The sequence below is a fragment of the Legionella gratiana genome, from assembly GCF_001467695.1.
GTDB classification, from domain to species: domain Bacteria; phylum Pseudomonadota; class Gammaproteobacteria; order Legionellales; family Legionellaceae; genus Legionella; species Legionella gratiana.
The window spans coordinates 536,917-561,067 of sequence record NZ_LNYE01000020.1 but is presented as its reverse complement, the minus strand read 5'-3'; the positions used below and the strand labels follow the sequence as shown (position 1 = coordinate 561,067).

The window sequence follows — 24,151 nt, the reverse complement described above, 5'->3', positions numbered from 1 at the left end:
CCTAAGTAAAATGAGTTTCTTAGGAAGGCGGCGGTCTTCTTTGCTCAGGAAACGAAGTAAAATATTCGTTTATTGCCCAACACAAGAAGACCTGGCCTGTTGGCGTATAAGTGCTAAGTAAGGAACTGTTTATATACAGCAGTATAAAGATAACAATCCCTAGGCTGGGCTGGTTAAGCCCAGCTCTTTTTTTGAACCACTAACCCGCTTTAATTTGATCGACAACATTTTGATTAAGATGAGTTACGATTAAACTAATTAATTTTACTGCTTGATCATAATCACGCTTATCAAATACACCCGCTTGTTGATGTGCATATCGAATTGGTACTCCAATATTAATACTCGGAACCCCTGAACCTGAACCTTGTACTTTAGATCCATCTTGTCCATAACCTACTTCAGACTCCAATTGTACTGGAATGTTATTTTTTTTAGCCAAATCTAATATCCAACTCAACAACTCTTGGTGGGGAATCATGGAACGGTCATAAACAAATAATGTAGGTCCTTTCCCTAAGACAATCTTACCTTTACGAGCAGCAATCAACGCAGGGTAATCATCAGCAATACCCACTTCAACATTAATGGTCACATCGGGATGGGTGCTGTTAAAAACTGTGCTGGCTCCTCGCAACCCAACCTCTTCTTGTACTGTTGCTGCTGTGAAAAGTTGATTGGGCTGTTCCTGATTTTTGATGGATTCCAGAACATCTCCAATCAAAGCTAAGCCTAATCGATCATCAAGTGCTTTTGCTAAATAACGATTTTCGCTTAAAGGACTAAATTGACTCGCTGGAGTCACTTGTAATCCTGGTCGCACATTAAATTGAGCTTCCGCTTGCTCTTTTGTTTCAGCACCAATATCAAGAAAAATTGCATTAACCGCAGGTAATTTATTTTTTTTGGTCTCTTCAAGAAGATGGGTTGAGTCCATTCCAGAATAAGCAAGAATAGGACCTTTAGGAGTAGAAACAGTCCAGCGTTGTGCAAAAATAACCGAAGCAGGGATCCCACCTAGGGGAATAATTTTTAAAAACCCATCAGGAGTGATCGATTCAACCATATACCCTACTTCATCCATATGAGCCATCAAGAGAACATGAGGACCTTTCGCATTGTCTTTATATCGTCCAATTAAATTACCCATACCATCTACAGCAACGTGACTCATTGATTGTTGCCATTGTTGCTTTACTGCATCACGAACAGATTTTTCAAACCCAGAGGCGCCTGCCAAATCAGTTAATTTTGCCAAAGAGTTTTGATCAGCGATAATACAAGAAGACCCCATCATCATGAAACTCATCATGACTGCTTTTAATTTTTTCATCATCAATATCCTTATTTAACGTCAGTTTGCTATAAAAAATAAAGTAATTTTTTATAGCGAATAGTTTTTATTTGGAATGTTATTTAACCCAAATTATTGCGTGATTATTCTACTATAGTAACCGCCTATCATTTAGGCTATTATTGTTTTTTTTATTTTTGAGCCATTTTTTGCTATGAAAACTGCCATTGTCATTCCTGCTCGTTATGCTTCAACCCGATTACCAGGAAAACCTTTGGTAATGATTCATGGACAAACTATGCTGCAACGTGTTGTGCGTTTGTCGCTCGCTGCTACTGAAGGACTAAAAAATGCTTTGGTAATCGTCGCAACTGATGATGAGCGAATTGTTCGGCATTGCACTGAAATTGGCGTTGCCTCTGTGATGACTTCTCCAGAAGCCCCCAGTGGCACTGATCGTGTTGCTGAAGCAATACACCAAATGGCCAGCAAACCTGATTTTATTTTAAATATGCAAGGAGATGCGCCGCTAACACCCCCCGATTTCTTACGCGCGATGATCGATGCTTTTGCTACCTCTCCCTGCGATGCAGTAACTCCGGTGACCCAATTAACCTGGACACAACTCGATGATCTACGCCAAAATAAACAGGTAACTCCTTTTAGTGGTACTACCGCTGTTTTCGATGAACAAACTGGTAACGCCTTTTGGTTTAGCAAAAGTATAATTCCTGCGGTGCGTAAAGAAGAGGAGCTACGCCAAAAAAGCGACAAAAGCCCTATATTTCGTCATATTGGTTTATATGGATATTCACTCAATATGTTGGAAAAATACATTAGTTTACCCGAAAGCAAATTTGAAAAATTAGAAGGATTAGAGCAATTGCGTCTATTAGAAAATGGGTACACTATTCGCTGTGTTCCTGTGGATTATAAAAACAGAGCAAGCATGTCCGGGATTGATAGCCCACAAGATATCATTCGTGCAGAAGCATTGATCGCCAGATATGGTGAATTATTCTCCTCCTCGTCCATTCAATCGCAAGAGACTCTATAATATGACTACACGATTACTTGTTGCACGTCATGGTAATACTTTTGCTCCTGGTGACGTGATTCGAAGAGTAGGAACCACTGATTTACCCCTAGTGGATAGTGGTTTACATCAGGGACGGTTACTGGGTAACTATTTGAAACAAAATCATCTCATTCCTGATGTACTTTTTACTTCAAAACTAAAACGCGCCATCCAAACTGCAGAACAAGCACAAAATACTATGGGTACTGATTTACCTATTGAAACCTTATCTATTTTCAACGAAATCGATTATGGACCTGATGAAAACCAACCCGAAGAGCAAGTAGTAGCTCGAATTGGAAAAGAAGCGCTTCGCTTTTGGGAAGCCCAAGCCATAGTGCCCCAAGGTTGGAACGTTGATCCTGATACGCTCATTAAAAATTGGCTGAATTTTTCTATTCGTCTTCGTACAGAGTATACAGGAAAAACCTGTTTGATCATCACAAGTAATGGCATTGCCCGTTTTTTACCTTATTTGACAGGTAATTTTGAAGCATTTAGTGGGCAATATGGAATTAAAATTGCTACAGGAGCATTATGCATCTTTGAGAATAAAGAGCATTCTGAACTATGGGATTGTATTGCGTGGAATGTGAAACCCCAAACTATCATAGGGTAAACACGAAAAGTAACTCCGTCTTAAGAATTCCTTAATATTGTTTATTTAAAATGCCATGATGTTTTTTTAATAAACAATATTATGCCTGTATATTCCATTGAATCTCCTGTAGTTCTATTTAATCATGATCAATATGGCACACGATTATTATTCCAACAGGGTGAAGCAAATCCAAGAAATCAATTAGGTAAAAATGGTGTTACCGTGCATCATTGGTTCAGCGCACTATTCTATAAAACAATAACTATTGAAGCTACCTTAATTGATACGCAGGGTAGACACCAAAATCAACGTTTTATAATCAATAAAAGCAGCTTGATAAAATATATCGGTTCCAGTGCTTCAAATGCAGACAGTGATGAAGTACTTATCAGAAAATTGCATGAAAAAATGTATCACTCCTCCTTAAATCGGCCTACTGAGCAAGATAAGTTACGCCAGAAACAAGCAGGCGATCATTTGCGCCATGCTGGTGAATACAACCACATCAAAATGAAATATTCGCTTTGGGATAACTTAGTAGGAAAATTTTTAAGTTGGCTTTTTCAAAAGACTCTAGCCAGTTTTAATTTTTTTAAAGCCCGATTTTTAATAGTACGTACGGAAAAAAATTTATTTGAAGCCGGTGAAGTTTTAGCAAAAACTCGTTTTCATGAAGCTTATACAGCAGTTCCTGCTTATAAACACCATATTACCCGTTTCCAAGGCAAACCAGTAGATCATACGACCTTGCGTGATATACCAATAACTACTAAAGACAATTACATCAAGTATCAAAAATTTGATGCAGATACCCACTTTTATGGTAAGTATCCTGTATTTGCTAAAGTAGATACGTCTACCGGTACTACGGGCAAGCCTACTGCGTGGGTACGAGGTGAGCGAGAACTAAACTCCGTTAAAAAGACTTTAGAATTGGCTGAAAAAGCACAATTTGGCAACCGTAGAGTCGCTTTTATTAATGCTTTTGCACTGGGTCCATGGGCAACTGGATTAACTGCTTACGAGCTTATGCGAAATACGGGGAGTGTTTTTGCTACAGGGGCTGATAAAGAAAAGATTCTTGATGAGTTATTACGTATTAAACACTATGAAACACATCAACTTGAACTGGAAATAGCGCAATTATGTGAAAAAAATCCAAGTAGTACTCCAGAAGATATCCTAGTAATCAGTAAATTTGTTGATAACAGTTTAAAAAATGCCTTAAAGCATCGGCATACCTCGTTTGATGCCATTTTAGCACAACAAATATCCTCCTTAGATAAAAAAGAGAAACACTTAATTGAACGCTATAAAAGTCATATTGTGGCAATTGCTAAAAAGCTCAATCAGGAAAAAGTACAAATACTGCTTACTGGTTATCCTCCCTTTCTCAAAGACTTAGCGACGTACATTAGAGCCAAAGGCCATCATTTAAGTGATTTCTCTGTTATTGGTATCGTTGGTGGTCAAGCAAATTCAGAAGCAATGCGTGACTCGCTTATTAGAGATGGGTTTAACCATATTTACTCTTCTTATGGGGCGTCTGATTTAGATGTCAATTTAGGTGAAGAAACAGACGATGAAATTATTATACGTAAGGCAATAGAACAAAATCCCGGATTAGCTCGTGAACTCTATGGGGTAAATAGAGGCTTACCGATGATATTTCACTTTGATCCGATGAATACTCATATAGAATGCGACAACCAAGAAGAAAACAAAGACAGTTTAATATTTACTTGTACACGTGACGATCGCTCTTCACCAAGAATTAGATACAATTTAGGAGATAAAGGAAGAGTTTATGCAGCTAGCGATGTACAAGCATTATTGGCTAAATATGGAATATTTCATCAACCCCGCTCTCCTCTTCCCCTAATGTTTATTTGGGGACGTGATTCAACCGTAGTATTTAATGGCGCTAATTTAGCATTTACTGAGCTAGAGCGAGCACTAACGAACATTGATACCGAAGGACAAATTCTTAAAAAAGCATTTTATAGTTATCAAGATAGGGAAGGAAATGATCAATTGGAGTTTTGGTTAGAGTTGGAAGAAGGTGTTGAATTATTTGATAAAGAAACAATGCAGTGCTATGCAAAAAAACTTATTTCTCAACTGGTCAATATCAATCAAGATTTTCGTTATCAAATTGAGCACCTGAGTGATGGTGCTGCATTGCCAATGGTTCGTTTCTTTAAGCGAGGCCAAAGCCCCATTAGTGAAGCAGAAGGACACCGAAAACAAGTATTGGTGTTCCAAAAAGAAAATTTACCGGAAAACTATCGCTTCCCAGAAGAAGATATTTGTCGTGGGGTGAAAGTACCGATGAGCCGTGCTTTATTAACTGCCGAGCAAGGAGAAACCACTGATTTAGCATTTCAGTGTCTATAAATTCAAGGGGATAATTAATGAGTAAAAAAATTTGGCGCGAACTATTAGAATACGGTCGATGGGCTCCATCACCTCATAATACCCAACCCTGGTTATTTAAGTTTGATGATAATAATCCAGAAAGTATTACTTTGCTCTATGATCCTAAACGTTTAATCCCAGGAACAAATCCAACGGGTAGTTTTATGCAGGTTGGATTTGGCATCCTCAATGAAACTTTATCTATTGCTGCTGCACCACTGGGTTTTGATATTGAAGTTCAATATAAGGTGGATCAATTAGATGCCAACAAAATAGGGCCGCAACCTTTAGCCCGTTTAACTCTTATTCCTCGTAAAAAAGAAGAGAAATTAAATAGACAGCTTATTTTGGATCGTAGAACATCACGATTACCCTACAATGGACAACCCATTCAATTAGAATTACTCCAAGAGCTTGCTGCTATTGCTAAAGAATATAATCATCTTTTTGAATTTTCTAACGATAAAGCAGAAGTAAATTGGGTAGTTCGTCTCAATGCAAATACGATGTTTGCCGACATGCGCGAGGTTGTGGCACGTAATGAAGTGGGTTCTTGGATGCGTTTTAGCCGAGAAAGTGCTGAAAAAAAAGCGGATGGTCTTGCGGCATATGCCATGCAGATTCCTGGTGTTGTGATGTGGCTTTTTGTGCACGCTAATTGGATATTTAATATTCCTGGGGTTTATCAATTGGTGCGTTGGATTTATGAGCGAACAATGCAAGGAACCGCTACAGTTGCTTGGATTTCTGGGCCATTTGATAAGCCTACTGATTGGGAAAAAGCAGGCCATATGATGGCTAGAATATGGCTAACCATGACTAAGTATGGCGTGTATTTACATCCTTTTGGTAGTGTTATTACGAATCATGAGGCACATAAAGAGATGGATGCGCACTTCAAAAATGATTCGCGTGAACATGATTTATGGATGCTTGTTCGTTTAGGTTATGGCGATACTCCTCCACAAGCACAAAGATTACCTTTAGAGCAGATGATTATTGAAGAGAAACCTGAGATGAATCAACAAGCACATCAACGTAGTTTCTTTCATACAAAACATCCTGACTCTTCAGAACAGCAGCAAGAAGTATTTAATTATTCGTGCTCCTAATCAACGTGAGTTCGACATAAAAGACATAAAATGCCTTTTATGTCGCTTCGAGCTACTCAGACAATAACTCCTTAAATATCATCAAAGTATTGTTTTAACGTTTGCTGTACATCCAAATTAAGTTTGCCCGTATTTGGATCTATAGCACTTACCGTATCGCCAAGATAACCAATTGCCCAGAAAAAGAGGTTATTTGTTTCCATATTATCTTGTAAATAAGGCATTAATGAATTTGTAAAAAATGCTTTTCCTTGAGCAGTTTTCCAAGATGCCTCACCCAGTACAACAGGATAACCTGCTTTATATAAAAAGCCCCATGACCAATCAAAACGTAATTGACTCGGCATACCCGGTGCAGTTTCCCAGCCAGCAACTTCTGCAGGATATACATGAGGGGAAAAGACTAAATGACTATTTTGAGCTTGCTCATCACCCATTAACCAGTCTAAAGCAGATTGATTTATTCCTTGTTGAATTAACTGATCTTTCAATTTCACCGCATCAAAAACAGCAACTCCATTTTGGGCCAATCGTTCATTAAGTAACGGTTTAAAATCTTCGCCCCAATTGCCTTTGAAAAATACTCGCTCAAGTGTACCGCATAAAGAAGGATCTGAAGAATGACTATAACCATTATCATCAATCACTTGTGATTTAGGGACACAAATAACAGGATTATTTGAGTCATCATTGCCTGAATCTGGACCTTCTACAAACAACAATAAATCAGGATTATTTTTTTGTACCGCATTTGCAGCAGTTGCTATGACTTTTGTCCACGGAACTTGAGAATCATGTGTTTTAAACCAATTCAAACGATAAGGCTCATTGAAAATATCAATGCCCAGAACATTATCTAATTGACGCTCTTTAATTTCTTGAGCTAATAAAGCAATATCTTGTTCGTATTTACTCATGTCATAAACAGTTCCATCACGCATTGCATCGCCATATCCCTGACGGTGATGGATATCAATCATTACTTTGACATTATTCTTTTTTAATTCTTGTAAGACAATCCAAAAAGCCTGTTTTGGGCTAACTGCTTTTTCACATCCACTTCCATTACTCTGCCAGGTTTTACAAAAAATGCCATTACCTGCACTTGGTAGGGCTTTATCCGAAAGCCATTTATTCAAATCTACTTCACGTTGATCATCATAAAGCACTTCAGGTTGAATCGGTAATCGTATGGTTTTAAAAGATACAGCTGAGCTTTTATCAACACCTGAATCAGGAAATTCCCAGGGTTTGCTGATTAAATCCATCATGCCGTAAGCTCTAGGGTTGGATTGAAGTGATGGAATAGCATAAAAGGGATTGCTTTGTAACCCTTGAAACACATTAGTGTCTTGAAACCCAGACCATGATAATCCATCTATATGAACAATTTGGCCTTTTTCATCATATATTTTACTCTCTCGAGTTTGGTAGGAATTTGCATCCAATGCAAGTATTAATAAGGAACAACAGCCTAATACTTTCATTTTTTTCATTCAAGAAACCTCCAAATTAAAGTATAAACAAACACAAATGCGCGTAATTTAATCATTAAAGTGTTATTTTGTACAAATAAATTGGCTGATTTTGCTAAAACTTAACAAAAAAGCAACATAATTTACTTTATTTAAACAAATAAGGAGGCCATTAGGATGATAGGACGCATCTTATACATCCCAACTAATAAACCGCTCACTGAAATTGAATAGAACGATAATGAATCAACCGATATGGGCAAAACGGCGATCATTTTCATAAATTGATTGTTTCACCAATTCATCCATATCTGCACTGGGCTCACAAGACTGATAAGCTGTTTTTAATGGAGAAATGTCTACTGTTGTTTGAGACACATCGTTTTGCAAATACCCATCGAGATTTCTAAAAGTAAGATATTTATCGATAGCAAACTCGTGACATTGTGCCATAGTTTCATCTTGGCATATTGAAAACTTAATTAAATGTTCTGCATGAAAAGGCTCTTGGCTTTTTGAAAAAACATAGTGCAGATCATACAGCAAACTATCAGCACCAGCACAAAAATAATAGCCTGATTGAAATTTATTGTTTTTAAATACATCACTTCGAATATATCGGCCTTCTCCAGGTTGTAACCCTGAAAGAGTCACAGTATGAGCTGTTATTTCCTTAGGATCATTAGCAAAAGCCAAACCGGTTACAACAAAAGCTAATAGGATCGTGGTTACTTTCATCATTCTGTTTTAGCTCCTAAATGTGAAATAAACATTCCTTGCCATGTTTAATTATCCTTAAACGATACCAAGGAACAAGGAAAATTAAGAAACATTGTGACAATCTCATTATCTAACGTTCTAAATAAAATCAGTTCGATATAAAAAATCATTTTATTTTTTGTATCGAACTCACGTTATCTACATCTTCTGCGCAAAGTAGATGTATGGAGATAAATTATCAACAGCCCTTAATAATTGATAACTCTAACAAATTTTTTAGCACTAATGAATTTCAGCACAAGATTATACCCTATTTCATACGATTAGTGTAAAAAATTATAAATTAATTCGTATTTTGATCTAAATAAAACTGACAATAGAATTAAAAATAAACTCTTTATTTAAAAAACAAGCTTTGAATCTAAAAATAACCAATTGATTTCATACTAAAAGAACTTTTCTATTAAAAAAAAATAAGTTATAACATCCTTACCATAGCTTATGGATTTGATAAGTAACTAGGGTGTGGCAGCATGATGCTGAAAAATATTTTTTCATGGAGTGAGAAAATGAACAGTAAAGTATTTTCGCAACGTTTCAATCGCGAATTAGCTTCTTTAGGGTTCCCAGAAGAGTTAACTGAAAAGACAAAAGCAGTATCTAAAGTGTTTGGTGTTTCACGTCATTTAGCAAACTCCCTCATTTTTGGTCATATACTTCCAGGAGTTGAGCAGCTCAACAAAATCGCTGAAATTTTGGAGGTTTGTCCTCAATGGTTAGGCGGAGCTAGTGACCGAAAAAGATCCTATCTAAACCGTGAGACAGCAGATAGTATTTCCTAGTGGAGTAACATAGTAACTAGAGTATTTTTACATCCATTAACTCTGCGTCATTTGAGATAACTATTGAAATTATTATATACTAAAAAGAACCGCTGTATCTGATCATTATGATAAGATACAGCAAATTGCTAATACCTCTTTAAATGCTTTGAGTTCGCGGATTATAACCATTATGGAATGCTTAAGTTTTTGTATTGCTAAGTCAATTGATTTAACACGCGTAGATAACTATTTTAAAAACTCTTCTGTTGAATTTACTTCGATGAAGACTCGCGATGTTCTGAAGCTAAATTCTAATCATAATAAAAATCATACTGTATTTATTTTTAAAAATGGCACGGTAGTTTCTTGGGGTGTCAAACGTTATCAAATTAATGATTATTTAAATATTGTTAAAAGTCTCGTTGATAAACCAGTAACTCTTTTGGTGCATGATGAATTTCATTATCAATACGATGATAAAACCACCATAGAACCCCATGATTTTTTTGATGTCGATTGTTTAACTATTGAAGATGACAGTGATGAGTTAAAGCTAAGTCTGTCTTATGGATTTTCACAATCAGCTAAGTTGCAATATTTTGAAACAATTATTGAAGTACTGATTGAGAAATACAATCCCATGATTCAAACACTTTCACTGACTGGTGAGATGAAAATTAGCCGCACCCAAATCCAACAAATTATTGGTGAAATTCTTGGTGCCAAAAGTGAGATGAATTTAATTAGTAATTTCCTTTACCACCCAAAATATTTTTGGCAACATCCAACTTTAGAAGAGCATTTTACGATGCTTGAACGATACTTACATATACAAAGACGCGTCAACGCCATTAACCATCGTCTTGATACATTAAACGAAATCTTTGATATGTTTAATAACTATTTAGATAATCGACATGGTCATAATTTAGAAATAATCATTATTATTTTGATTGCTTTAGAAATTATGATTGCTGTTCTAAACTGGCATTTTTAACCTAGAAATGCAGTTGGATTCGAGCAATAGAATTCAACTTCTTTTTCTAGGTTTAATCAATTAATAAGAGCAAATTTCATTAAAACCAGCTATTCTTAACCAAAAGGGCTATACGATTAATAAAATTATGCTGAGCAATACAAATCAACTTAATGAAGATCAATTTAAAGATCTGGAAGAATTAAAAGCCATTTGTAAAAAAAACGATGGTAGCGTACCTAATTTATATACTCACTTATTAACCCAAAAAAGAAACTTTCCAACCATTCTGTTACACTATGAAAATCAGAAATTGGTCGGTTTCTTGAGTGTTTATTTTTTTTATGAAGATGCCGTTGAAGTTTCACTGCTTGTTCATCCTTCTTTTCGCCGCCAAGGCATCGCCAAAAAATTACTGCAAAATATTCTACCTCTTGTCAAGGAGCATAATTTTCTCAATTTAATTTTTTCAAGCCCTTCCCATTTAAATAATCACTGGTTACCCGATCTTGGGTATTCCTATATGCACAGTGAATACTATATGGAACGAAATGATTTAAATCCTTTACTTGATTATAAAAAGAATTTAACTTATCGTACAGCAACAGTTAACGATATTCCTTTTCTTTGTGTTCTGGACGAAGCCTGCTTTTTTAAAACACAAACAGAATTAATTCCACGTTTCCAGCACATACTCAGTGATAGAAATTATCAAATAGTACTCGCTTTTGAAGATAACCATCTTGTAGGTAAAGCCCATTTACGTTGGCAAAAACATGGAGCAACGCTTTCTGATATTGCAGTATTACCCATCAGACAAGGTAAAGGCTTGGGAACCGCTTTAATAGCGCACTGTATTAATTTTGCTTTAAGTGAAGGGAAACCGCATCTTAATCTCGATGTGGAAACACATAATCAGAAAGCGCTTAATCTCTACTCTCGTCTGGGTTTTCTAACTCAAAATGCATGTGATTATTGGGAAATAGATCTTTACCAATTGGAAAAGCTCATTAAACCAAAACAGGGCAATAAAAGCGTATAAGTCCTAGGCAGTAAACCTAAGATAGATATAAAATAAAGTGATTTTTTATATCCAACTGTTTTTATTTTAAAACGTTAATTAACTTCTTGCTCGTCGTGAAATCGCTTATTGATAAATTCAGCTTCTTTAGCACACTCTCAATATCTTCTTTTCTAGAAGGAAAAGGCTTGTCACAAAGGTTAACTCGAGCATGATTCCAGCAATAATGGAGTCTTAAAAATATATGTTTACTCAATATAGAACTTGACAAAATTTAAACCTCACCTTTAGTATTGAGCTGAAAAAATGGAACAATTCAATTCCAATTCATTTTTATACATATATTTAAGAAAAGATTGCTGTTGATAAACACTAAAGGATCATTAATGAAAAAAAGGGTCGTAATAACCGGTATGGAAATAACCTCTTCCATAGGAACTGGACTCAGCAAATTCTGGGAAGCAGCAAGTCAAGGGCAATGCGGAATAAAACGCATTCAATGCTATGATCCATCTCTTTACCCAACCCAAATAGCAGGTGAAATAACAGACTTTTCATTAGAACATCTTCCCGAATTGAATAAAAACAAACGCTACGTACGTGTGGCCCAATTTGCACTGTATTGTACCCATAATGCACTCTTACAATCTGGACTTACTGAGCATGAATTACGCGGAGCAGGAACATACATAGGCACAGGAATGGGAGGATATCCTGAATCAGAAACCAGTTATAAGATGTTTTTCTCTAATAACTGGAAAAAAATGCAGCCTTTAACTGTAATTAGAGGCATGCCGAATTCCGTTGCAAATTTTATTGCTATTGCATTTGGTATTGGTGGGCCTAACTCTACAATTTCAAATGCGTGTGTTTCATCAGCTGATGCTATAGGCACCGCCTACCAACAAATCGCTCAAGGTATCATTTCTACAGCTATTTGTGGTGGAACCGAAGCCCCACTTTGGGAGTCTATGATGTCCGCTTGGTGCAAGTTAAGGGTGATGTCTGTTAACAACGAAAATCCAACAAAAGCCTGCCGTCCATTTGATCTGAATCGTGAAGGAATGGTTATGGCAGAAGGAGCTGGAATTTTAGTTCTTGAAGAATTAAGTCAAGCACAAGCCCGAGGAGCGCCTATTTTTGCAGAAATCATTGGCTTTGGTGCCAGTTGTGATGCCTTTCATATCACTGCTCCTTCTTCGGAAGGACAACAGCGTGCGATACAAGCAGCCTTAGATAATGCCAAAGTATCACCTCAAGACATTCAGTACATAAAAGCCCATGGTACTGGAACTGCGTTAAATGATGAAACTGAAACCCAAACCATTAAATCAATATTTAAAGATAGAGCCTATGAAATTCCAATCACTGCCCAAAAAGCAATGATAGGTCATTCTATAGGTGCTTCTGGAGTCATGGAAATTATTTCTTCCTGCTTAAGTCTACAACATAACTTATTATTACCAACAATCAACTTAGAAACACCTGATCCTGTTTGTGATCTCGATTATATTCCTCATCAAGCGCGTAAAAAATCCATCGATATTGCATTATCCAACCATTTTGCCTTTGGAGGTGCCAATGTCGCCTTAATTCTACGTAGATTTGTAAAATAATGGCTTAAAACATATAACTTAAACTAAATAACAATTCAGTAGTATATAAATGAGGCATACCTGGGCCTTGATTAAGAGTAGCTCCATCGCCGCCCAAATAACTTTTTCCCCAATCCGCAAACTCAACCCCCATGCCTACTTGCCAATGAGGGGTTAACATTTTTTGGATGCCGGCTCCAAGAGTATAAGAAAAAGCAACTATACTGGTGGTACTAAACCAATAGGTGGGATAAAGAACAGGATCTATGGTCGTAGGAATATAATCATGAGAATGGTTCCAACCCACACCAAAACTACCACTAAGATAAGGTTGTACTGTTTGAAACCCATTAGCGATGAGTTTACCTTTCATTTCTGCACGGACATGACTAATCCTATACTGATAGGTATAAACATTGGGAATACCATTGACATTAACCACTCCCGAAAGATAAGCATCACTCGCTGCCGCAACTCCAAGACCTAATTGTCCAATAATATTAGTTGCTCCAATAAAACGTTGTAACCCAAAAAAGAGCTCGCCCGTACCTAAAAAATCAGATTGTGAGTCAGCAATATAGTAATTAAACATGGGAGGGGGATAAGGATACAGATATTGATCTTTTCCAGGGTTAGACCAAGCTGGTCCTCCACTTATCGTAATAATCGATGACCATACTTGAGGTATTACGGGAGCATATGGGTCTATGGCAAAAACATTTACAGCAAATAAAGCACAAAACACTAAAACTATTCGTTCTTTAAACATACCTATCCTTTTGATTTTTAACCATGAAGTCCAAATGCAATCAGATTAATTTTATACAGTATTTGGAGCCAATTTTCTACACTTCACTTATTCTGCGGTAAAATTCAAAGAGATAAAATCAAATTGTCAAAACGTGGCATTGGCGGTTTCTTGGGTATATAATCAGCTATTTTACAAAAAGGCCAACAAATGAGTTATTCACTATCTGATATAGCGAATAAGGTGCATGGGGTAGTCATTGGTGATGACTCAATAAAAGTTTCTTTCCTATCGCCTATCGATGAAATTACCCCTGGAAGCTTAGTATTTGCTGATAGTATTGAAAATGTAAAAAAAGCTGAGGCATCACAAGCCGCAGCTATACTTGTAAATCAACAGGTTTCGATTTCCAATAAACCATTGATACAGGTAAAACATCCATTCAATGCATTTATGACGTTGATCCAACAATTTAATCCCCCCCCAAAAATCATTCCAAATATTCATCCTTCTGCCGTTATTGGAGAAGGCGTACGATTAGGGAATGATGTATTTATAGGCCCCTATGTGGTGATTGAAGCAGGAAGTATTATAGGAAATCACTGTGTTTTGAAAAGTCATGTTCATGTTGGGCGGGAAGTGCTCATCGGTGACCATACCACCATTCATCCACATGTAACTCTCTATGATAAATGTCAAATTGGATCCAGAGTGACTATTCATGCCTCTACTGTTATTGGCTCTGATGGCTTTGGCTATACCTTTATTGATGGAAAACACCAAAAAGTCCCTCATGTTGGACATGTTATTATTAAAGATGATGTAGAAATTGGTGCAAATACCGCTATAGATCGAGCGACAATAGGTTCAACCGTTATAGGCGAAGGGACTAAAATTGACAATCTGGTTCAAGTAGCTCATTCGGTTAAATTAGGGAAACATAATATTCTTTGTGGATTTACTGGCATCGCTGGAAGCACTACTTCTGGCAATAATGTTATTTTTGCTGCAAATGTTGGAGTCAGTGACCATGTGCGCATTGATGATGGCGTAGTATTAGGAGCACGAACCGGCGTGCCGCCAAATAAGCACTTGAAAGAGGGGAATATTTATTTGGGAAACCCCGCTCGTCCTAAAGATCTTGCAATTCAACATGAGCTTGGCGTCAATCGAATTCCCTTAATGCGTAAAAACATTAAGGCGCTTTCAGAACAAGTTGATTTGTTAAAAAAACAACTGTTAGCCAGAGAAGAGGCAGAATAACTATGACATCCTCCCCATTGATTCTCATTGATGGCTCATCCTATTTTTTTCGTGCATTCCATGCACTTCCTCCTTTGACCAATTCAAAGGGACAGCCTACAGGAGCAATCTATGGGGTTGCAAATATGATTAAAAAACTCATTAAAGATTATCAGCCTGAAGAATTAGCTGTAGTCTTTGATGCAAAAGGAAAAACATTCAGAGATGAGTGGTATCCTGAGTACAAAGCACACAGACCCCCTATGCCCCAAGAACTTAGCTCACAATTCGCCCCCTTAATCGAGTTATTAGAAGCAATGGGAATTCCCATCTTAATTATTGAAGGTGTTGAAGCAGACGATGTAATCGGCACTTTAGCAACACAGGCTACTGAACAAGGCATTCCCGTTGTTATTTCTACGGGCGATAAAGATATGGCACAACTTGTCAACGAACATATTTCATTAATTAATACCATGAATAACTCAGCCATGGATATTGCAGGAGTCAAAGAAAAGTTTGGTATTATGCCCAATCAAATCATTGATTATTTAACACTCATTGGTGATAGTGTAGATAATGTTCCAGGGGTAACTAAATGCGGCCCCAAAACAGCAATTAAATGGCTTACAGAATATCAAACTCTTGATAATTTAATACAAAACGCGAGTCAAATCAGTGGTAAAATTGGTGACTATTTGCGTGAAAGTATATCTCAACTGTCTTTATCTAAAAAATTAGTTACGATTAAAACAGACGTCAGTTTACCCGTAGGATGGGGTGAATTAAAACCTAATCCGGTTAATAAACAACGGTTAATTGAATTAATCCGTGAATTAGAGTTCAAAAATTGGCTCAAAGAGCTCCTGAGTGAAGAAGAACCATTTGACAGCAACACAAAAGTAGTCAGCGTGTCATTTGAATTAATTACAACCAATCAACAATTCAATCATTGGTTAAACCAACTCGAACAATGTGAACTATTCTGCATCGATACAGAAACAACAGACATTGATATTATAATGGCAGAAATTGTAGGAATTTCTTTAGCAATCCAAGAAGGAAAAGCAGCCTATATTCCATTTACGCACACTGATGGTAGCCCTCAATTACTTCGTGAAGAAGTGTTAACTGCATTAAAACCCATTTTCGAAAACCCTGCAATAAAAAAAATCGGTCAAAATCTTAAATACGACTATGCTGTTTTGAAAAATCATAACATTACCTTAAAAGGAATTGCTTACGACACTATGTTAGAATCTTATGTGCTCAACAGCGGTGTAGGTCGTCATGATATGGATTCACTCGCTTTAAAATATTTAGGTCATAAAGCTATAAGCTATGAAGAAGTTGCAGGTAAAGGAGCGAAGCAACTTCGCTTTGATCAGATCCCTGTAGATAAGGCGGGGGCTTACGCTGCAGAAGATGCTGATATTACCTTGCAACTGCATAATAAGCTTTATCCTTTAATACCAGAGTCAGTGCAAAATGTCTTTCATAATATCGAAATGCCATTAGTGACGGTACTTGCAGATATGGAACGATTTGGAGTGCTTATAGATGCTATAACTTTAAAGCAACATGGAGAACGCTTAAAAGAACGCATCAAAGCATTAGAAGAAGAAGCATTACATCTAGCAGGAAAATCTTTTAATTTGAATTCACCCAAGCAATTACAAGAAATTCTTTTTGATTCACATAAACTGCCAGTTATTGCAAAAACTCCTACTGGACAACCTTCAACAGCAGAATCCGTCTTACAAGAGTTAGCCTATGATTATCGCCTTGCTGCTGTAATTCTTGAGTATCGGAGTTTAACCAAGTTAGTTTCTACATATATTGATGCATTACCTAAAAAAATTAACCCCAAGACAAATAGAGTGCATACCTCCTATAACCAAGCTGTCGCTGCTACAGGTAGACTTTCTTCAAGCGAACCCAATTTGCAAAACATTCCTATCCGCAGTGAAGAGGGAAGACTCATTCGCACCGCATTCATAGCCCCCCAAGACAGCCTTATTCTTGCAGCAGATTACTCACAGATTGAATTGAGAATCATGGCTCATTTGTCACAAGATGAGAATTTGCTCAAAGCATTTGCTCATGGCTGGGATATTCATGCCGCAACTGCTAGCGAAATTTTCCAAATCCCCTTAGAAGAAGTAACCAATGAACACCGCCGAAGAGCCAAGGCAATCAATTTTGGCTTAATTTATGGGATGTCTGCTTTTGGCTTAGCAAAACAAATTGGTGTGGAACGTCAAGATGCCCAATATTATATAGACACTTATTTTCGACGCTACCCTAAGGTACTGGAATACATGAATCGCACCCGTCAGCAAGCACATCACCAAGGTTATGTAGAAACCTTATTTGGTAGACGTTTGTATTTACCTGAAATTAATGCGCGTAATTTAGTGCGTCAAAAAGCTGCAGAACGAACTGCTATTAATGCTCCCATGCAAGGAACCGCTGCAGACATCATAAAAAATGCGATGCTTTCCATTGCAAAATGGCAAAACGCTTATGAAATACCTCCAGCAAGAATGATCATGCAGGTACATGATGAATTGGTTTTTGAAGTAAACAAAAATGAACTAGAATCAAGTAAAGAAATAATTCGTGAATTGATGGAGCATACCGTTACACTTTCTGTTCCTCTTGTAGTCTCTATTGGCACAGGTACCAATTGGGATGCTGCTCATTAGATCCTATCACAGTCAATAGATACTCTTATGTATTTTGAGTTGCCCAATAAATATTTAATGCATCACCATATTCAAGAGGTTTAATAATTTGACCTCTTACATTCAAGTCTTTGATTGCAAGTTTATCTTTTGTGGTATAAGCATTGGTTAGAATAAATACTTCTGTAAAAGCTAATGAAGGTTCTTGACGAATGATTTTAAGCAAATCGATTCCATTTACTTTTGGTATATTAATATCGAGAAGAATCACTTTAGGGTGTATTTTTTTTTCTCCTTCACGACCAAATAATTTATTTAATGCTTCTTGTCCATTAGAAGCAATTTCAATAGCACAAGACTCTTTAACTTTTTTAAATAACCGCTGCGCGCCCATGACATCAACTATATCATCCTCCACATATAAAATATCGACCGTGTTTTCTTGGGGTTCCATGATCATCCTCCTTTTGCGCTCTTCCCTATCCAATTCACTAAGCCGGTAGAAATTACAAAATAGGTAAAAATCTGAATTAATAAAGAGCTCTTCTTATCATTATAGTATTGCTTACACTGGCAATGATGAAAAAATGATTTTATTGCCTATAATATATATAAATATGGAGCTGAGGGATGAATTATGTTTCAATTTGATCAATCCATAAATCTAATGCTAGTAGATGATGATGAAGTAGATATCCAAGACATACAAAGAACATTTCAAAAAAATAATATTAATAATCCTCTTCACATAGCAACCAATGGATTAGATGCACTAAATAAATTATTGGGAAAAGCTGGAGAAAAAAAACTTCATCCCACGCCCAAAATCATTATTCTAGATATCAATATGCCTAAAATGAATGGCATAGAATTTATGAAAACTATTCGCTCTAATAATAAACTAAAATCATTACTGATTTTTATTCTTACTACTTCAAATAATGAGCAGGATAAAATAGATGCATATAACTTAAATGTTGCTGGATATATCATAAAACCGTTCCAATTTTCCGACTTTAAGGAAGTGGTGAACGCCTTACATCACTACTGGAATCTCCTCGAATTTCCCCATGAGTCTAATTAACATATTTAGGCCAAGTAAATGACATGGTAGTGCCTTGACCTATTTGAGACTGTACCATAACTTTTCCACCTTGAGACTCTACAATTTTTTTTACAATACTTAAGCCAATACCCGTTGCTTCTAATTCATCTCGAGATTGAATCGTTTGAAAAACAACAAAAATTTTATCAAAAAACTCAGGATCAATCCCGGGTCCATCGTCTTTAACTGTAAACAGATAAAATGTACCCATAACATCAACATCAATTGAAATAGTGCCATTTTTTCGATGATGATGTTTTATGCTGTTACCAATTAGATTGGATAATACTTGAATTAATGGAATTTTAGCAGCTTTAAAAGTGGGGCATTTTTTTGGATAATTAATCTTAAAGCGACCTTCTGGATTAAGGCTCTCAACAATATCTTTTAAAATTTCTTTGGTATCAACAACTTCAGTATTTAAATTCATCCGCCCCGCTCGCGAATACTGTAATATTCCATCAATCAAGTTGGCAAGGCGAATTGCACGCTTTCGTAATAGCGCGAGGTTCTCTTTGGATTTTTCATCAAGCTTATCTTTATTATCCTCCTCAATCCAACAGGCTAATCGTTGTATTGCCCGCAAAGGAGCTTTTAAATCATGTGAGGCGATGTATGCAAACTGCTCCAGCTCCTCATTGCTCCTGATAAGTTCATTTTCAATTCTTTTCGCTTCAGTAATGTCTCTAGAAATCATTGCATAACCAATAGGAATGTCTTCATCATCTCGACGTACAGTTAAAGTAACGGAAGCGGTAAAGCGTGATCCATCTTTACGAATACGTTCAAAGGTGCCTTCTGCTTTTCCTTGCTCTAAGGCTGCTTTTATAAATTTTTGAGCCACTCCCGACTTTATATCTTCAGGTGTATGCAACATGAGAATATTGTTTTTGTGGAGCATCTCATCCGCTTGATAACCATAATTACGACAAGCGCCCTTATTCCATACTAAAATTGTCCCATTGAGATCGGTACCAACAATAGAATATTCAATAGAGCTTTCCAAAATACTTTGCAGAGTGCTTTTCGTATAATGAGCTTCTGATTTAAACATTTGTTCCTCTAAATCAAGGACGCTTTTTCTTTTTTTTGTGTGAGTCTTTTGTACTTTATGTGATTTTCCATTCAATGAATATTGGACATTCATTTCTTGTCTATTTTGATCGCTCTGCATTTCCATGTTTAATTGGGTATATTCCATTATATTCTCTTCCAGAAATACTCTTCATAATACTAATTATAGCTCAGTTACTCATAACTTCTTGCTGAAGCCATAAGCATGAGTGTTCATAACAAGAGGTTGTTCGTTGGCCAGCATTGATATTTGAAACCCAAATCAAAATGAACTATTTTTGTATTATATGTTCTACTTTAAATCGAAGTTATGGCGAACCCATTAAATATATATTTCTGTGGTACTGATGAACCGGCAACTAATGGGTTCGATAAAAACACTGTACGTTATACGTTTTTAAAGAAACTTACATCTAAATTAGAAGGTAATTTACGTGAAAAAATATTAAGTACACTAGAATCATTATCATTAGAGTATGACTCAAAAAATCCAATGAAATTGTTTCTAAATTTATTCGAAATCTTAGCAAAAGTGAAAGAAGTGCCATTGAAAACGTATGTAAAGATACAGATTATATATTCCCAATCGCAATACATTAATTGACCAAGTTGACACGCTTCAAGAGGATTTGAAAAATATTGCTAAATCAGATGATAAAAATGATGTTAAATGCCAAGCGATGCTACGCTTATTAGAAAGTAAACAGAATAAAATGGGTAGAAAAGTCAATCAATGTATCGATTACATTTTAAACGATAAGGATAACTTATTTGCTATAAGCCGAGTTAAACATTTCATAGCCCATGAGAAGATTAAGAATTATGCGGAATTAAAAATACCTTCTTCAGAAAAGATTGAAGGAACAAAAATTGAGGAGGTTAATAGACATCTTAATGAATTCTTAAAAAACAATAAATTATTTATTCTACCAACAGGTATAAGAGCAATTAAAAATGTACTAAATAAAAATAATATGAGTGACCATGAGAAGCTCGATAAGATAAAAGATATATGTAAGGATCGATTAGATACAAATTCAAAGAATAGACGCTCTTCGACTGCAGAATTTTACAATGAAGTGCTTCAATTTATTCAGCACAATACTTCTTTACCTATTCATGAAAATAAAGCAAGTATGAACCCTATCGATGTGGGCAGGCTATTCAAAGCGATTTCTACGATATCGCGTATTCGAGAAAAAACGAATCCGAATACATTAATAGATAAACTTTCTAATATTTCCCAAAATTATCATATGAATAACTCAGTTAAAAGAACAGAAATTTATAAGGCAGTAAAAGATGATGAATTAGATACACAAGTCGATAAAGAAATAAAAAAAGTCGTTCGGGATATTATAGAGGGTAAGGAAGCTGTAGATGTTGATACCATAGTAGATAAAATCAACAAAAATGAAGGTCCTAGGGTATTAAATTAAACTAGTGCCTAATTTAATAAATTAGACACTAGATGCAATCCATACGGTAACTCAAATGTCTTTGAGCACTTGATGCATGTGAGAATGATTTGGTTGTTTTTCCAGTTAATTCATCAAAGTAATAATCCATCGTTTTACGAATACAGTCTGGATTTAGCGTTTTAGTCCAAGTATTGTATTCATTAACTAAGCGATTATGTTGCATAAACACTTTAGTAAAAGCGCCTCGCATAAACTCTGAATCTGACCAAGCTATAAGAGGAAGATGGGGATGTTTTTGCAATAGAATTGCAGCAAGTTGTGGACCATGTGTAGATGATTCATTGATTAAATTTAATTCACCATCAATGATTACAAGATCAGGCACATTAATATCTATAGCCGATAAAGCATCTTGACTATTATTCACCACTGTTACTGAAACGGAAACCGTAACTGTTTCTAATAATCGAGACAAACAAAATGCATTAAAAGCATTATCTTCAATAATTAATACATGCATCGCGTCGAGACTCCCTGTTAGTTGCGGTTAAGTATAAAGATCAAACCTTAAGGAACACTTAAGAAACAATAAATATTTAGGGCTCTTTTTTTATCCTTCAATAAAAAATCACAACTCCCCCACTTTATCCCGAGTATAGTGCTTCCAATTAGTCGAGAGGTTCCATAAAAAAATGGAAAAATTAATGATATATAATACAATTAATATACCATATGGCCATTTATTTTTCACAAACCTTAATTGTGATTATCTTTTCTCCAATTAAGAAAAGTTATCTATTAAAAACAAATCATGGAGGATATAAATGAGAATTTGGCGCTTGATTGGTGTTGGGATTTTATTGCTATTTTCTTTAAATCAGGCTCATGCACTGATTAATAATATTCTTATTAATAATAATATTCTCGTTAATTTCCAGCAACTCGTTCAAGCCGTTGAACACGGTAATAATGTGCGAGCTATTATTCATTTTGATCGCTGTATAGTGACAGCTCCTGATTCCCTTGATACTCATTTAGAGAGAATACTATCTGGAGCCACAACTCGATTTAACTTTACCCACTATTTTCATGCTCATCTAAAAATTGATGATCGATTAATAGACACCGTGACCACATCCATGAAACTTTTTATAGACCATCCATCAGGAAAACTCTTAACTGTGTTTGGTCGTCTAAGTGTTTTTGAGGATAATACCGCGACAGTGCATGTAGACCTTATGGATCCCGTTGCGCATACACACCTATTGGTTATCGATTGGCTTTGTACTATTAGTAATGGCCAAGATAATAATGGCTTAGTGCTATTCGATTTTTTTTAGAACGCTTATACATCGGCATCATGTGCCAATAAACGTCTATTAGCACGAAAATACGTTACAGGCGAATATTCCAATAAATCCGATAACTTTTCCATATAAATACATGCAAAACGATCTACTTGATAAGCAAAGTAGCTTTCCTCTGCTCCAGCTCTAAAAACTCGTTCCCACTTAGGATTAAAATAGTTTTGTTGCTCTTTGATTAACTTTGTGAGCTGCGCATCAATTCGACTAATCTGTGCTTGTAACTCTTGAAGTTCTTTACTGTGTTCTTTAGGAGTCCCCTCATCAATGATTTTAGTGTATAAATTGACGTATTGTTTTTCTAAATCCTTTTTAACTTCCATAGCATCAGTGATTTTTCTCTCTATTGGAATAGCTTCAGTCTGTGCTGCTATTTCCTCGCCAAGCTCCTCAACAACCAATGCGGTTCTCCAATTACAATCCTTTTTCAATCTTAAGATATCACCATAGATATGATCACCAATATAAAGAATTTCATCACCACGAATATGTAAGTCTTCGGTGAATTTCTTGGCATTACCTCCTTGATACACGCCGGGAACAATAGGGCCTATTGTATTTGTCATCATTCCCGTACCCGGATTAACGGATAAAAATCGAAGATTATCGTAAAAAAAGCGCGGTTTATTTGCTAAAGTAACAACATATTCAAATAAATCTACCCAATGTTCTCCTTTCTTTAAAAAAGGATTGATAGCGTATTCGAGCAGAAGCTTTGTATAAGAATAATCAGAATTTGTCAGAATAAATATTTTCTTGCCATGGTGAATAAAATGCTTTAATCCTTCAACCACAGCACGTTCTTTTATAACATAAGTAGGCAAGTTCTTGCTGATAATTGTTTTTAAACTACCATCAGAGTGCACTTTATCGACACAAAACTGTACATCTGTAGCCATGGTTTGATAACTAGGCATTTGCTCAGGATAGGATGCATCCTTTAAGTCAACTAATTGACCATATAGAACACAAAAAGCGATTGAGAACGCAGTATCTATGGCCATATAATTAGGATCGCTCAAATCAACATAGATACTCCGATAAATCTTTTGCTGCTCCGCAAAATCAATCAATTTGGTGCCATGATAACTTTGTCGGATAGCACCATAGCGACTTAGTTTTAATATATTACCGTTTTTCCTATCAATCACTAACCCACGAATTGCGTCGCGATAATTAAAATTCAACTTTTTTATGGGTTCGGGGTAATGTTTTACTTCGACCAATTGCTCTTTGACAAGCTGATAAACTAAGGATTCAAAATTCTCAGAATGATAACGGATCAAGGTATGATCCATATCGAGACCAATCAACTTGATTTTCTTCATATTCAGAATTCGATTTACATAAACTTTATGCTCATTCATTAACTAAAACCTGTTTTTGTTAGAGAGTA

General features: G+C 36.0%; 21 protein-coding genes. 13 read left to right on the top strand and 8 right to left on the bottom strand.

Annotation, left to right across the window (positions count from 1 at the left end; all coding sequences use genetic code 11):
- Positions 1–199: 199 nt before the first annotated feature.
- A complete protein-coding gene (locus Lgra_RS07215) occupies positions 200–1,312 on the bottom strand; it encodes a M42 family metallopeptidase (protein ID WP_420795200.1) in 1,113 nt (370 codons plus the stop codon).
- A 196-nt stretch (positions 1,313–1,508) separates the two neighbouring features.
- On the opposite strand from Lgra_RS07215, the gene kdsB reads away from it, so the two are divergent.
- From kdsB to Lgra_RS07195, 4 genes are all read left to right on the top strand, one after another.
- A complete protein-coding gene (kdsB, locus tag Lgra_RS07210) occupies positions 1,509–2,351 on the top strand; it encodes a 3-deoxy-manno-octulosonate cytidylyltransferase (RefSeq protein ID WP_058498573.1) in 843 nt (280 codons plus the stop codon).
- Between the two features lies 1 nt (position 2,352).
- A complete protein-coding gene (locus tag Lgra_RS07205) occupies positions 2,353–2,991 on the top strand; it encodes a histidine phosphatase family protein (protein WP_058498572.1) in 639 nt (212 codons plus the stop codon).
- Between the two features lie 81 nt (positions 2,992–3,072).
- Positions 3,073–5,370, top strand: coding sequence for a phenylacetate--CoA ligase family protein (locus Lgra_RS07200; RefSeq protein WP_058498571.1), 2,298 nt, complete (start codon positions 3,073–3,075; stop codon positions 5,368–5,370).
- 17 nt (positions 5,371–5,387) lie between these two features.
- Complete coding sequence (locus Lgra_RS07195; RefSeq protein WP_058498570.1) at positions 5,388–6,503, top strand: hypothetical protein; 1,116 nt, start codon at positions 5,388–5,390, stop codon at positions 6,501–6,503.
- A gap of 71 nt (positions 6,504–6,574) precedes the next feature.
- Here the strand turns inward: Lgra_RS07195 and Lgra_RS07190 are convergent, their stop codons facing one another.
- Together Lgra_RS07190 and Lgra_RS07185 are read right to left on the bottom strand one after the other, a co-directional pair.
- Positions 6,575–7,999 (bottom strand): cellulase family glycosylhydrolase, encoded by a 1,425-nt coding sequence (locus Lgra_RS07190; RefSeq protein WP_058498569.1) that lies wholly within the window; start codon positions 7,997–7,999, stop codon positions 6,575–6,577.
- A 225-nt stretch (positions 8,000–8,224) separates the two neighbouring features.
- Positions 8,225–8,719 carry a hypothetical protein gene (locus Lgra_RS07185; RefSeq protein WP_058498568.1) on the bottom strand — a complete coding sequence of 165 codons (495 nt, stop codon included), beginning with the start codon at positions 8,717–8,719 and terminating at the stop codon, positions 8,225–8,227.
- 548 nt (positions 8,720–9,267) lie between these two features.
- On the opposite strand from Lgra_RS07185, the gene Lgra_RS07180 reads away from it, so the two are divergent.
- The 4 genes from Lgra_RS07180 (at position 9,268) to Lgra_RS07165 (ending at position 13,135) form a co-directional block, all read left to right on the top strand.
- Positions 9,268–9,540 (top strand): hypothetical protein, encoded by a 273-nt coding sequence (locus Lgra_RS07180; protein ID WP_058498567.1) that lies wholly within the window; start codon positions 9,268–9,270, stop codon positions 9,538–9,540.
- A gap of 172 nt (positions 9,541–9,712) precedes the next feature.
- Complete coding sequence (locus tag Lgra_RS07175; RefSeq protein WP_058498566.1) at positions 9,713–10,519, top strand: RMD1 family protein; 807 nt, start codon at positions 9,713–9,715, stop codon at positions 10,517–10,519.
- A gap of 127 nt (positions 10,520–10,646) precedes the next feature.
- On the top strand, positions 10,647–11,540 hold the full coding sequence (locus Lgra_RS07170) for a GNAT family N-acetyltransferase (protein ID WP_058498565.1): 894 nt from the start codon (positions 10,647–10,649) through the stop codon (positions 11,538–11,540).
- Between the two features lie 365 nt (positions 11,541–11,905).
- Positions 11,906–13,135, top strand: coding sequence for a beta-ketoacyl-[acyl-carrier-protein] synthase family protein (locus Lgra_RS07165; protein WP_058498564.1), 1,230 nt, complete (start codon positions 11,906–11,908; stop codon positions 13,133–13,135).
- Between the two features lie 4 nt (positions 13,136–13,139).
- Here the strand turns inward: Lgra_RS07165 and Lgra_RS07160 are convergent, their stop codons facing one another.
- Complete coding sequence (locus Lgra_RS07160) at positions 13,140–13,883, bottom strand: hypothetical protein (RefSeq protein ID WP_058498563.1); 744 nt, start codon at positions 13,881–13,883, stop codon at positions 13,140–13,142.
- Between the two features lie 189 nt (positions 13,884–14,072).
- Here Lgra_RS07160 and lpxD point away from each other — a divergent pair, with 189 nt between their 5' ends.
- Together lpxD and polA are read left to right on the top strand one after the other, a co-directional pair.
- Positions 14,073–15,125, top strand: coding sequence for a UDP-3-O-(3-hydroxymyristoyl)glucosamine N-acyltransferase (gene lpxD / locus Lgra_RS07155; RefSeq protein ID WP_058498562.1), 1,053 nt, complete (start codon positions 14,073–14,075; stop codon positions 15,123–15,125).
- Positions 15,126–15,127: 2 nt separating this feature from the next.
- The gene (gene polA / locus Lgra_RS07150; RefSeq protein ID WP_058498561.1) at positions 15,128–17,812 is read left to right on the top strand and encodes a DNA polymerase I; all 2,685 of its coding nucleotides are present in this window, start codon (positions 15,128–15,130) and stop codon (positions 17,810–17,812) included.
- Between the two features lie 25 nt (positions 17,813–17,837).
- Here the strand turns inward: polA and Lgra_RS07145 are convergent, their stop codons facing one another.
- Positions 17,838–18,245 carry a response regulator gene (locus tag Lgra_RS07145; protein ID WP_058498560.1) on the bottom strand — a complete coding sequence of 136 codons (408 nt, stop codon included), beginning with the start codon at positions 18,243–18,245 and terminating at the stop codon, positions 17,838–17,840.
- A 183-nt stretch (positions 18,246–18,428) separates the two neighbouring features.
- Between Lgra_RS07145 and Lgra_RS07140 the strand changes: the two genes are divergently transcribed.
- On the top strand, positions 18,429–18,875 hold the full coding sequence (locus Lgra_RS07140; RefSeq protein ID WP_058498559.1) for a response regulator: 447 nt from the start codon (positions 18,429–18,431) through the stop codon (positions 18,873–18,875).
- On the opposite strand, the gene Lgra_RS07135 is transcribed toward Lgra_RS07140, so the two are convergent.
- A complete protein-coding gene (locus Lgra_RS07135) occupies positions 18,868–20,097 on the bottom strand; it encodes a sensor histidine kinase (RefSeq protein ID WP_058498558.1) in 1,230 nt (409 codons plus the stop codon). The genes Lgra_RS07140 and Lgra_RS07135 overlap by 8 nt on opposite strands.
- A 502-nt stretch (positions 20,098–20,599) precedes the next feature.
- Between Lgra_RS07135 and Lgra_RS07125 the strand changes: the two genes are divergently transcribed.
- The gene (locus Lgra_RS07125; protein WP_058498556.1) at positions 20,600–21,409 is read left to right on the top strand and encodes a hypothetical protein; all 810 of its coding nucleotides are present in this window, start codon (positions 20,600–20,602) and stop codon (positions 21,407–21,409) included.
- Positions 21,410–21,437: 28 nt separating this feature from the next.
- Here Lgra_RS07125 and Lgra_RS07120 read toward each other — a convergent pair whose 3' ends face one another.
- Positions 21,438–21,911: a response regulator gene (locus Lgra_RS07120; RefSeq protein WP_058498555.1), complete on the bottom strand. Its 474-nt coding sequence runs from the start codon at positions 21,909–21,911 to the stop codon at positions 21,438–21,440.
- Between the two features lie 304 nt (positions 21,912–22,215).
- On the opposite strand from Lgra_RS07120, the gene Lgra_RS07115 reads away from it, so the two are divergent.
- Complete coding sequence (locus Lgra_RS07115; protein ID WP_058498554.1) at positions 22,216–22,731, top strand: hypothetical protein; 516 nt, start codon at positions 22,216–22,218, stop codon at positions 22,729–22,731.
- A 5-nt stretch (positions 22,732–22,736) separates the two neighbouring features.
- Here the strand turns inward: Lgra_RS07115 and Lgra_RS07110 are convergent, their stop codons facing one another.
- On the bottom strand, positions 22,737–24,122 hold the full coding sequence (locus Lgra_RS07110; RefSeq protein ID WP_058498553.1) for an HAD-IG family 5'-nucleotidase: 1,386 nt from the start codon (positions 24,120–24,122) through the stop codon (positions 22,737–22,739).
- Between the last annotated feature and the right edge of the window lie 29 nt (positions 24,123–24,151).

Excerpts from the sequence above, each read along its gene's own strand:
- Lgra_RS07215 (WP_420795200.1), bottom strand. The coding sequence starts at position 1,312 with ATGATGAGTTTCATGATGATGGGGTCTTCTTGTATTATCGCTGATCAA.
- kdsB (WP_058498573.1), top strand. The coding sequence starts at position 1,509 with ATGAAAACTGCCATTGTCATTCCTGCTCGTTATGCTTCAACCCGATTA.
- Lgra_RS07205 (WP_058498572.1), top strand. The coding sequence starts at position 2,353 with ATGACTACACGATTACTTGTTGCACGTCATGGTAATACTTTTGCTCCT.
- Lgra_RS07200 (WP_058498571.1), top strand. The coding sequence starts at position 3,073 with ATGCCTGTATATTCCATTGAATCTCCTGTAGTTCTATTTAATCATGAT.
- Lgra_RS07195 (WP_058498570.1), top strand. The coding sequence starts at position 5,388 with ATGAGTAAAAAAATTTGGCGCGAACTATTAGAATACGGTCGATGGGCT.
- Lgra_RS07190 (WP_058498569.1), bottom strand. The coding sequence starts at position 7,999 with ATGAAAAAAATGAAAGTATTAGGCTGTTGTTCCTTATTAATACTTGCA.
- Lgra_RS07185 (WP_058498568.1), bottom strand. The coding sequence starts at position 8,719 with ATGATGAAAGTAACCACGATCCTATTAGCTTTTGTTGTAACCGGTTTG.
- Lgra_RS07180 (WP_058498567.1), top strand. The coding sequence starts at position 9,268 with ATGAACAGTAAAGTATTTTCGCAACGTTTCAATCGCGAATTAGCTTCT.
- Lgra_RS07175 (WP_058498566.1), top strand. The coding sequence starts at position 9,713 with ATGGAATGCTTAAGTTTTTGTATTGCTAAGTCAATTGATTTAACACGC.
- Lgra_RS07170 (WP_058498565.1), top strand. The coding sequence starts at position 10,647 with ATGCTGAGCAATACAAATCAACTTAATGAAGATCAATTTAAAGATCTG.
- Lgra_RS07165 (WP_058498564.1), top strand. The coding sequence starts at position 11,906 with ATGAAAAAAAGGGTCGTAATAACCGGTATGGAAATAACCTCTTCCATA.
- Lgra_RS07160 (WP_058498563.1), bottom strand. The coding sequence starts at position 13,883 with ATGTTTAAAGAACGAATAGTTTTAGTGTTTTGTGCTTTATTTGCTGTA.
- lpxD (WP_058498562.1), top strand. The coding sequence starts at position 14,073 with ATGAGTTATTCACTATCTGATATAGCGAATAAGGTGCATGGGGTAGTC.
- polA (WP_058498561.1), top strand. The coding sequence starts at position 15,128 with ATGACATCCTCCCCATTGATTCTCATTGATGGCTCATCCTATTTTTTT.
- Lgra_RS07145 (WP_058498560.1), bottom strand. The coding sequence starts at position 18,245 with ATGGAACCCCAAGAAAACACGGTCGATATTTTATATGTGGAGGATGAT.
- Lgra_RS07140 (WP_058498559.1), top strand. The coding sequence starts at position 18,429 with ATGTTTCAATTTGATCAATCCATAAATCTAATGCTAGTAGATGATGAT.
- Lgra_RS07135 (WP_058498558.1), bottom strand. The coding sequence starts at position 20,097 with ATGGAATATACCCAATTAAACATGGAAATGCAGAGCGATCAAAATAGA.
- Lgra_RS07120 (WP_058498555.1), bottom strand. The coding sequence starts at position 21,911 with ATGCATGTATTAATTATTGAAGATAATGCTTTTAATGCATTTTGTTTG.
- Lgra_RS07115 (WP_058498554.1), top strand. The coding sequence starts at position 22,216 with ATGAGAATTTGGCGCTTGATTGGTGTTGGGATTTTATTGCTATTTTCT.
- Lgra_RS07110 (WP_058498553.1), bottom strand. The coding sequence starts at position 24,122 with ATGAATGAGCATAAAGTTTATGTAAATCGAATTCTGAATATGAAGAAA.